Below are 10,121 nucleotides of genomic sequence, written 5' to 3'. Positions count from 1 at the left end.
GAGCCTGTAAATTATTTTGTGTAAGTTCCATTTTTTATAAATGATCTTTTAATCGATCATCGAACTGAATCGTAAACCAATTCATTGCTAAACGCCAATTTTGAATTGGCATCGTCCATTTCTTCGCAGCATTTGATGTTGCTAAGTAAATGACCTTCTTTACTGAGTCATCAGATGAAAAGATTTTCCTTTTCTTCGTTGAATGGCGTATTACGCTATTCAACGACTCAATCGCATTTGTTGTATAAATTGCATGACGTATTTCGGCTGGATAGCTAAAGATCGTTCGGATATTTTCCCAATTGGCCCGCCAGGATTCTCCAATTTTGGGATACTGGTGATTCCATTGATCACAGAAGATGTCTAGGGATTTTAAAGCATTTTCCTCTGTACTTGCCTGATAAATCGCTTTCAGACCCGACGTAACAGCTTTGTAGTCTTTCCAGCTTACAAATCTCAGGCTATTGCGTACAACATGCACGATACACAGTTGAATATCAGTATGAGGGTAAACAGAGGCTATCGCGTCAGGGAAGCCTTTTAATCCATCTACACAGGCAACAAGAATGTCCTGTACTCCTCGATTTTTTAGCTCTGTCATGACTGACAGCCAGAATTTGGCACCTTCTGTCTGAGCAATCCACATACCCAGTAATTCTTTTTGCCCATCCATATTGATGCCTAAAGCAAGGTATACGGACTTGTTAATCACATTGGAGTGCTGACGGACTTTGACAACAATACAGTCAAGATAGACAACAGGATAAAGGCTATCTAAGGCTCTATTTTGCCACTCAGTCACTTGCTCAATCACAGCATCGGTAACTTTGCTGATGAGAGATGCTGACACATCGGCATCGTACATTTCTTTGAAGAAGGCTACAATTTCCCTATTAGTCATTCCTTTTGCATACAGTGAGAGGATTTGGTCATCCATACTGGTGATGCGTGTTTGGTGCTTTTTGATAATTTGTGGCTCAAATGAACCTTCTCGATCACGGGGAATATCTAAAGCCAGTTGTCCATCTTGAGTTGTAATGGTTTTAGAACTAAACCCATTACGGCTATTTGAGCCTTTCTTGGGCTGATGCTTTTCATAACCGAGATGGTCTGAAAGTTCAGTATTGAGTGCAGTTTCAATCATGAATTTTTTAAAGACTGCTGTCATTTGGTTTAAGTCTTCTGGTGTTTTTAGACCTTTAGCCAATTCGGCAGCCATACTTTTGATTGTTGCTTCATCCATGTGAAGTACCTTTTGTAATTATCCTCTGAAGGATAAATGAAAATTAAGTACTTACACAAAATTTAGAACAGTCCCAATTTCTCATAAAAAAATCCCCTTATACTTAAGGGGATTTTTTATTACTTCTCTTTTAGTAATTCCGATAGCGTTATTTTTTGCTTATAAAGATGTTGCAAAATAAATATTTGCTGCTGTGCCTGTTCTACTTTCCCGTTGTAAGCGAGCAATTTTGCGTATTTACGTAAGTTATATGGAGTAGGCTTATTCTTTATAAAATTTTCCCATTCAACCAAATCACCTTCAGATAAAATATTTTGGGGATTAAGTTCTATCCAACTTAAACGCTGCTCAAACTGTGTTAAAACAAAAATTTTACCACTTCCCATAAATTCAGCGTTTGGACGCTTATTATTAAAAAGCAAATTACTATTCAGAACATAGACATTGTAATCACGTAGAATTGCAATAATAAGCAATAAACTTACAACCCATGATAAGCGAAAAAGATGTTTGTTGAGGATAATTCCCTTAAGTACAGTAGTTTGTGCTTGCACAATACCCAGTAGGAATCCACAAGTAAGTAAGAAATAAGCATAGCGCTGTGGAAACTCTAACATGGCATGAATAAGCACTGTACAGACCATCATAATCGCTATAATCGAGATGGTATTTTTAGCCTGTTGATTTAACCAAATAAACCAGCAAGCAAAGTAGGTAATGATTACAGTACCCAAGGGAATACCATTCCAGATAATTAAATCAAGCAGTACATTATGTGCACTGGTAGTCCACTCTCCTGTTGGGAAAGCATGGTAAACTGTCATTTGTGCCACACTGGTTTGATTCCAACCATAACCTAACCAAGGGTGCTGCTGTACAGCAAGCAACATTTGTGACCAGATATTAAAACGCAAATACCCAGAGCTTGCTCTTTCAACCAAACCACTTGCTTCGGTTACATCAGTACTTGACCATGCTTCAATTAAATTAGTAGCAAATGGTAGAATTACACCAGCCATTACGAAAAAACCGACGCACCACAAAAAACCTTGAAAAACTCCAAATCTTTTTTGTTTCCCAAATTGTTTAACTATCCAATAGATGAATAAGAATGGAAAAACGATCCATGATGTTCGTGACTGACTCAAGGCGATCGTAAACAGAATAATGAGGGCTGAAGGCAGGAGTAACCAGACGGTTGCCTTATTTTTTTCATATAGATACAAACATCCTAATAACCCAATAATTAGGAATGTTGCCATGTTGTTGGGTTGACCAAAATTTCCGTAAGGACGGTTACCAATCAGATGAAGGGTATAAATTAAATGTGATTCAATATTCAACCATTGAAAAATTGCTATAAGACTAGTTAATAGCGATGTAATAATTACTAATAAGCTAAAACCTGAAAAAATTTGATCTCTCTTTTTTTGATCTAAAGATAGGTTGTAGCCAGCCAAGACCATAAACCAAAAACCTAATAAGTAAAATGTACTTAATAAAGCCGTACTTAAATCAAAAACTAAACCAAAGCCCCACTGCACAATAGGAATTAAAGTAAATGGTAGCAACAATATCTGTGCTCTAGGAATTTTAATATTTTGTTGAAGTAAAGCAATTAATACACATAGCCCAGCCCCAAAAGTACTGACTTCACTTGAGAACATGACCCACGGGCTGTAGTGAAATGGAGACAACCATGCAAAACCCAACAGGATTGCAGCGAAGAACAGAAAGAATACTTGCATAGTGAGAGGCTAGAGACCAAAACTTGTGAGAATTATACATGGAAGTCTAAAAAAGAATGTATGAAGTCTAAATGAAAAGACCTTAATAAAATTTAGTATAAAAAATTAAGGAATGTGTGAAGCTGGTATCAAGTGCTGTGTACTACCATACTCCCAAAAATTTGGTGCCATCCGTCCGACATAACTCGTACACCCCCAGCAAGTTAAATCTTGTCCTAAGTACATAATCGTAATGTATAAAAATAAAGCTCCCCATAAAGCAATTAGTAGTTTTGTAGCTCTATAAGGATATTTCAAATATTCTTTAGACTGCTCCGACTGAGAAAAAGCAAATGCTAAAAATAATATACAGGCTATTTGTGAAGCGGGATAAACCATACTTCCTGAGAACATCGCATCAACTAAAATTGCAATTAAGCCAGCTTTCGTAATAGGTAAAGCATCCTTATCTCGAAACAACTTAACAACTTGATATATCATCCAAACTAAAAAAATACACCCAACTATTCCCCATTCAAAAATTAACCTTAAATATAAATTATGTATGTGATGTCCATATTTATATTGGATTTCTGAGAGATATCCCCCCCCAACTCCAGACCATGGCTTTTCTTTCCATTGCTCAAAAACAAAACTCCACATCTCTGCACGCATGGATGTCCCCACTCTCATTACGGTCATGGTATTTTTATCAGCGAAATAAATCGTAGTTTTATAAACTACAAAAGCAAAAAAAATGTAAATACAGCTTTGCAAAATGAGCTTTCGATTTTCTCGAGAGTAGATAACGAAAACTAACAATCCTGTCGCTACAGCAAGTAAAGCGGATCTAGCTCCATCAAAAAACCATGCTAGAGCAAAAAAGAAACTAGCAAATGGATAAAAGTAATGAATATATGGATACTTTTTATTTTTCAAAAAAATTAGAAAAAAGAATATAGGCACGATAATACTGTCATAAATTCGGATCGTGCCAGAGTTAAATTGCCAATCAAACCATTGTTTATATAAAATAAAATTAGCGATAGAGATGCAAATAAATAAACATGGAATAAATGCTGAAACAACGATCAATGCTAAGCCATGTTCTATATTTTTTACATTCTTTAAATCATATGGCAAAGCAGAAAATATAAATAGTAATGCTATCGCAGACCAAAGTTCTTGAAACTGAAAAATGCTATAAGTTGTTATCTGTATAGCAATTAATAAACCAATCAGAAAAAAAGTAATTTGAGTGGAAATTGAATATTCTATTTTTTTTGTAAAAATCAAAATTAACAAAGCAAATAGTGCCAATGGAAACTGTAATAAACGAAGTTCATCATATTGGAAAACTGACCAACCAATTTGATAACCTAATAATGCTGTAATGAGATAAATTCCTATTAGTAGGAACATTATATTTTTTTTCAACATATTTATTTTCTTCAATAAAAAAAGAGAGGTAGCAACCTCTCTTTTTTTAGCTATTTATTACGAAGCACCACATGATTTAGGACGTAAATTTGTTGCAACATCAGTTTTACAACGCCATGTACCCGTAGTGCCTGCTGTAGCACTATCAGCTGTTCGTTCCCAAGAAATTTTCTTACCGTTGATTTGTGAAGTACCTTGCAATGTACATTCAATTGTTGTCAATCCAGTAGTAGCAACAGATACTGAAATAGAAGAACAAGCATTACTCGAGCTTTGTAGTCCTACGTCAGATGCTGCAGATAAATTAGCTGCTAAACCTTCTGCTAATTTAGTTTCTGTATTAGTTTTACCAGCTGTAATATCGGTTAAACCTGTTCCTACTTGAGACTTAGCAATATAGTTTTGATATGCAGGAATCGCAATTGCTGCCAAAATACCAATAATGGCAACCACGATCATAAGCTCAATTAATGTAAAACCTTTTTGTGCATTCATAGCCTTTTCCCCAAAGATTGTATGTATGTTTTTATATAAGCTTTTTCAGCTATCAACTATATTGCAGCATCCATGCCAACTTTTATTTTAATTAAAAAACAAATACTTATATTAAATTTAACTATTCTTAAATATTAAATCGGTGTAAATAATTGACAAAAATTGTCACTCAAACTTTATTGGTAATATGTCACTAATAAAAAATAGCTCATCACTTATTTCAATTTTTTAATTCTTTATTGTGATAAAAATCTCATTAAAAATAAATAAATAGGTGACATTTTTTGTCAGTCACCTTTAAAAGTAAAATTATGAAAATTAGCTAATATAAGAATATCAAAAAACGAGCTAATTAAGAATAATCGGAGCATTGCCTAATTCATTGGATTGATCGGGCATGTTTTCGTCATAAAACCGTGACATCACCTCTCCAATTTGTTGTACGCCCATCACTACAGCTTGCTGATATTCTTTTTGCTTAAGCTTTTGTAATATTACTTCACAAATCTGTTGCCAGACTTGATCGTTAGTCGCATTTCGAATGCCACGATCAAATATAATTTCTACCGTTCGTTCACATAAATTTAGGTATAACAATACGCCGCTATTTAATGCAGTATCCCAAACGCCTAGCTCTGCAAATAATTGCTGTGCTCTTAAACGCGTGTTTTGTCTATAAGCTTGTGAACATGGAATATGGCCTTCAATTACAACCTGTATTTCTCCAACATGGCCATGTTCTGCCTGCTGTACAGCATCTGCGATAGCTTGCTTATCTTGTTTTGAAAAATAACGACTACTAGCAGGTAAATAACATAGATGTTTAAACCAACGTTTTAGACTTGGCTCTACAGATTCTTCAATTTTTGGTTGAGTAATAATTTGTGTTGTTTCTGATGTTGTTACCATGAGCCTGAAGCACCTCCACCGCCAAAACGGCCTCCGCCGCCACCATAGCCTCCGCCACCTCCGCCGAAGCCTCCTCCACGTCCACCGCCACCAGAACCACTCAGAATGGCCTGTAAAATAAATTGGGCAATTGATGTAATGAGTAAAAAGAAAATACCAAAACCAAGTAGTAAGCTAGTGACTAGCCCTGCTCCATTTACGAATCCTGCTACTGCAGCAGCAACACCAGCTGTAGATGCACTAAGCGGACGACCGACAATAAATGAACCCACAATTCCAGCAACAAGAATAAATAAAGCCATTGTCAGCGTTGTCTGCTTGGCTTGCTGTTCTTCTGCAGCTTGATGCTGACGTTCTTTTAAATCTTGAGCAGCTTGCTGTGCTACTTCTGGGTCAAGATTTAAAATTCTTCCAATTTCATCGATACCTGCACTCAAACCTTGTGCATATTGGGCTTGTTTAAAATAAGGTGTAATTTGGTTTCGAATGATCCGACTTGCCACAATATCTGGCAACACACCTTCTAGGCCATAACCAGTTAGTATTTGTATACGGCGGTCATTTACAGCGACTGCAATGAGTAATCCATTATCACGTTTAGATGATCCCAATTGCCACTTTTCACCAATACGTAACGCATAATCAAAGATATCTTCTTGACCAGTTGTGGGAACAATCACAATACCAATCTGCGCTTTGCCTTGTTGATATAAACTTAGAATTTTTTGATTAAGTTGCTCCTTCTCAGCCTCGCTTAAGATATTGGCTTGATCAATCACAGGCTGGTTTAAAGTTGGCAAACCACGAATTGATTCACCATCAGCCATATCATTCGCAACTTGGACTTGAGGAGCAGGACTTGAAGCAGCTTGCCCCTCTAGTTTAGTTGCAGCAGCTTGAGTTTGTTGCTTTTGAATAATTTTGCCAGCAACTATTGCATCAGCCTCATCGGTAGCAGTTGCAATATTAGTTTCACTCCATGCCGTATTCTGAAAAAGAACACCACAACAGAGCAAAATTAAGGTCGAGATAAAGACCTTAATTTGCTTTGATTGAAGTAATAGAGTATTTCTCATACGGCACTCCTTTGATTTATAAAATTAATCAAAAGAAACTTTTGGAGCCTGTTGTGCAGATGCTTCTGCAGAGAAATTGGCTTTTGGATGCATACCAATTACTTTTGCTGTTACTGCCTGAGGGAACTGACGCACATATGAGTTATAGTCTTGTACTGTTGTAATATAACGATTACGCGCAACAGCAATACGGTTTTCAGTACCTTCAAGCTGAACTTGTAGTTCTTGGAATTGAGTATTGGCTTTCAAATCTGGGTAATTTTCCGAAACAGCAATGAGTCGAGATAACGCCCCTGTTAATTGACTTTGAGCCTGTTGATATTTTTCAAGTAAAGCTGGGTCTTCTAAAACTTCTTTATCAACTTTTAAACCTGCCACATTAGAACGTGCCTGTGTCACTTCAGTTAATACTTGCTCTTCGTGCTTAGCATAACCCTTAACTACGTTCACAAGATTTGGTACCAAATCTGAACGACGTTGATATTGGTTTTGCACTTCAGACCACGCTGCTGTTACAGCCTCATCTTTTACTTGTAGAGTGTTATAGCCACATCCCGAAAACAGTAAGGTACTGGCAAGTGTTGTTGCGATCGCAAATTGTTTCAACGTTTTCATCGTCACATTATCCTCAAGTTTTTCTTTATATTTTTAACCTCTTTACCTGATTGTATGATGAATTAGGCATTATTGTGTTGCTTTTATTTTATTGATTTTAAAAAACCGGACTTTTAAATCCGGTTATCTATTAGCTCGATCGCTGATCTTTTTCTTGTTCAAAACTTGCCATTTGATATTCTTCTGCTAAAGAACTTTTCCAATAATTAACCATCCTGCCATAATCTTTTTGGCTCGGATGGAAATCTTTTTTGTAATATGCGAAGTATTCTGGCATTAACTGAACAAGCATCTTCATCAGTAAATATAATCCAAATAAATTACCCCCGATTTTAGGTAAGCTATTCCATTTATCTTGCCAAAATAAACGAGTTGTCCCATAAAAAGCGAGACTCGCAAATCCTGTTGTGACGCTACGCATGAGTAAACGACGGATACGATCATCACCATATACATGTTGATAAACATCAAATGCAACCGAACGATGTTCAATTTCTTCAATCGCATGCCATACCCAAAGTTTTAGCGCATCTTCATCTAGCGTTTTTAATAACTCTGGATGTTGTAAAACATATCCCCCAAGTAAAGCAGTGAAATGTTCAAATGCACAGGTGAGTGCCAATTGCAGCTTAGGTGGAATTGTTCTTAAATATTTATCGCGCTCATTTAGCCAATTTTGAAAACTGTCCAGATTATAATCATCACGTCGCCAAGCTTCATTAAACTCACCATGTGCTTTGGAATGCATGGCCTCTTGTCCAATAAACGCTGCAATTTGCGCTTGTAGCTGAGGATCTGAGACTTTATCACGTACATTACGTACGCTATTTACAAAAAATTGCTCACCCACCGGAAACGTTGATGAGAGTGCAGTTAAAAAATGCGACATGACGGGTGAATTTGCAAAATAGTGCCGCTTAATCGCCTTTGGATTAAATTCAAGACGACGCACTGTAATACCCAACGCTTTTCGACGATTTAAATATGATTTTTCTGCCGTCATACCTGCGATGTTCATATTCAACACCTACTGTATTGAAGAAGGAAGTTTCGAGTATGTCGCGAGCTTTAAACGCTAAAAAGGGCAAAAAAGCTTATTATATTTGCCAAAAACATCAAAGTGACTAATGGTAGACAATAAAAAAGCCTACTTGAAGTAGGCTTTTTTTAGTCATTTAACAAATGTCTTTATTAAACACCAAGATAATCCAAAATGCCTTCAGCAGCTTGACGACCTTCCCAAATAGCAGTCACGACAAGGTCTGAGCCACGTACCATATCACCACCAGCAAAGATTTTCGGGTTTGATGTTTGGAATTTGAATTCTTGCTTTTCAGCTGCGACAACACGGCCTGAACCATCAAGATTGATATTCACATTACCAAACCAGTCTGCTGGGCTTGGGCGGAAACCGAAAGCAAGTAAAACCGCATCAGCTGGTAATACTTCTTCAGAACCAGGGATTGGCTCAGGGCTACGACGGCCACGACTATCTGGTTCACCCATTTGTGTCGTTACCACTTTTACGCCTGTCACTTTGCCATTTTCACCAACAATTTCGACTGGTTGACGATTGAATAGGAATTTCACACCCTCTTCGTAGGCATTTTTTACTTCACGCGCAGAACCTGGCATGTTGCTTTCATCACGGCGGTATGCACAAGTTACATCGTGAGCACCTTGGCGTAAAGAAGTACGGTTACAGTCCATAGCGGTATCACCACCACCAAGAACAATAACTTTTTTACCATCTAGGCTAATGTATTCACTTGGATCTTTTTCCCAACCTTGGCAACGATTCACGTTAGAGATTAAGAAATCAAGTGCATCATAAACACCATCAAGATCTTCACCTGGGAAACCACCTTTCATGTAGGTATAAGTTCCCATACCCATGAATACCGCATCATATTCTGCAAGTAATTCATCAATCGTGATGTCTTTACCAATTTCAGTATTCAAACGGAATTCGATGCCCATACCCGTGAAAATTTCACGACGGCGTTTCATGACATCCTTTTCCATTTTAAATTCTGGAATACCGAATGTAAGTAAGCCACCAATTTCAGGACGCTTATCAAATACAACTGATTTAACACCACCGCGAGCTAGAATATCCGCACAGCCTAAACCAGCAGGACCCGCACCAATAATTGCAACTTTTTTGTCAGTCCATTTTACGCCTGACATATCTGGACGCCAGCCTAAAGCAAAAGCTGTGTCATTGATATATTTCTCAGCATTACCAATGGTTACTGCACCAAAACCATCATTTAAGGTACAAGCACCTTCACACAAACGGTCTTGTGGGCATACGCGACCACATACCTCAGGCAATGTGTTCGTTTGATGACAAAGCTCAGCAGCTTGGAAAATTTGGCCTTCAGCGATCAGTTTTAACCAATTTGGAATGTAGTTATGTACAGGACATTTCCATTCACAATATGGGTTACCACAACCTAAACAACGGTGAGTCTGATTAGTGACAGTTTCCGATGTAAAAGGCTTATAAATTTCCACAAATTCTGCTTTGCGGACAGTAATATCTTTTTTCTCTGGATCTTGGCGTGGTACATCCAGAAATTGAAAGTCATTATTTAGGCGTTCTGCCATGTC

9 protein-coding genes are annotated in these 10,121 nt (G+C 37.3%); all 9 read right to left on the bottom strand.

Going from position 1 to position 10,121, the window contains the following annotated elements; all coding sequences use genetic code 11:
- Positions 1-34: 34 nt before the first annotated feature.
- Positions 35-1,243, bottom strand: a complete 1,209-nt coding sequence (locus MKL51_RS13850; RefSeq protein WP_000343018.1) for an IS256-like element ISAba26 family transposase — start codon at positions 1,241-1,243, stop codon at positions 35-37.
- A 119-nt stretch (positions 1,244-1,362) separates the two neighbouring features.
- A complete protein-coding gene (locus tag MKL51_RS13845) occupies positions 1,363-2,991 on the bottom strand; it encodes a PglL family O-oligosaccharyltransferase (protein WP_017481721.1) in 1,629 nt (542 codons plus the stop codon).
- A gap of 105 nt (positions 2,992-3,096) precedes the next feature.
- On the bottom strand, positions 3,097-4,410 hold the full coding sequence (locus tag MKL51_RS13840; RefSeq protein WP_017481722.1) for an O-antigen ligase family protein: 1,314 nt from the start codon (positions 4,408-4,410) through the stop codon (positions 3,097-3,099).
- Between the two features lie 57 nt (positions 4,411-4,467).
- Complete coding sequence (locus tag MKL51_RS13835; RefSeq protein ID WP_004789794.1) at positions 4,468-4,905, bottom strand: pilin; 438 nt, start codon at positions 4,903-4,905, stop codon at positions 4,468-4,470.
- 348 nt (positions 4,906-5,253) lie between these two features.
- Complete coding sequence (locus MKL51_RS13830; protein ID WP_017481723.1) at positions 5,254-5,814, bottom strand: TPM domain-containing protein; 561 nt, start codon at positions 5,812-5,814, stop codon at positions 5,254-5,256.
- Positions 5,808-6,890: a TPM domain-containing protein gene (locus MKL51_RS13825; RefSeq protein WP_017481724.1), complete on the bottom strand. Its 1,083-nt coding sequence runs from the start codon at positions 6,888-6,890 to the stop codon at positions 5,808-5,810. Before MKL51_RS13825 ends, MKL51_RS13830 begins: the two co-directional genes overlap by 7 nt.
- 24 nt (positions 6,891-6,914) lie before the next feature.
- Complete coding sequence (locus MKL51_RS13820) at positions 6,915-7,505, bottom strand: LemA family protein (RefSeq protein ID WP_002117090.1); 591 nt, start codon at positions 7,503-7,505, stop codon at positions 6,915-6,917.
- A gap of 130 nt (positions 7,506-7,635) precedes the next feature.
- A complete protein-coding gene (locus MKL51_RS13815; protein ID WP_270904336.1) occupies positions 7,636-8,523 on the bottom strand; it encodes a metal-dependent hydrolase in 888 nt (295 codons plus the stop codon).
- A gap of 173 nt (positions 8,524-8,696) precedes the next feature.
- Positions 8,697-10,118, bottom strand: a complete 1,422-nt coding sequence (locus MKL51_RS13810; protein WP_017481725.1) for an FAD-dependent oxidoreductase — start codon at positions 10,116-10,118, stop codon at positions 8,697-8,699.
- Positions 10,119-10,121: the final 3 nt, after the last annotated feature.

Origin of the sequence: Acinetobacter sp. AOR18_HL (assembly GCF_027855145.1) — a bacterium.
Taxonomy (GTDB): Bacteria; Pseudomonadota; Gammaproteobacteria; order Pseudomonadales; family Moraxellaceae; genus Acinetobacter; species Acinetobacter pittii.
The sequence above is the reverse complement of the archived record's forward strand: the minus strand, read 5'-3'. Positions and strand labels throughout refer to the sequence as shown.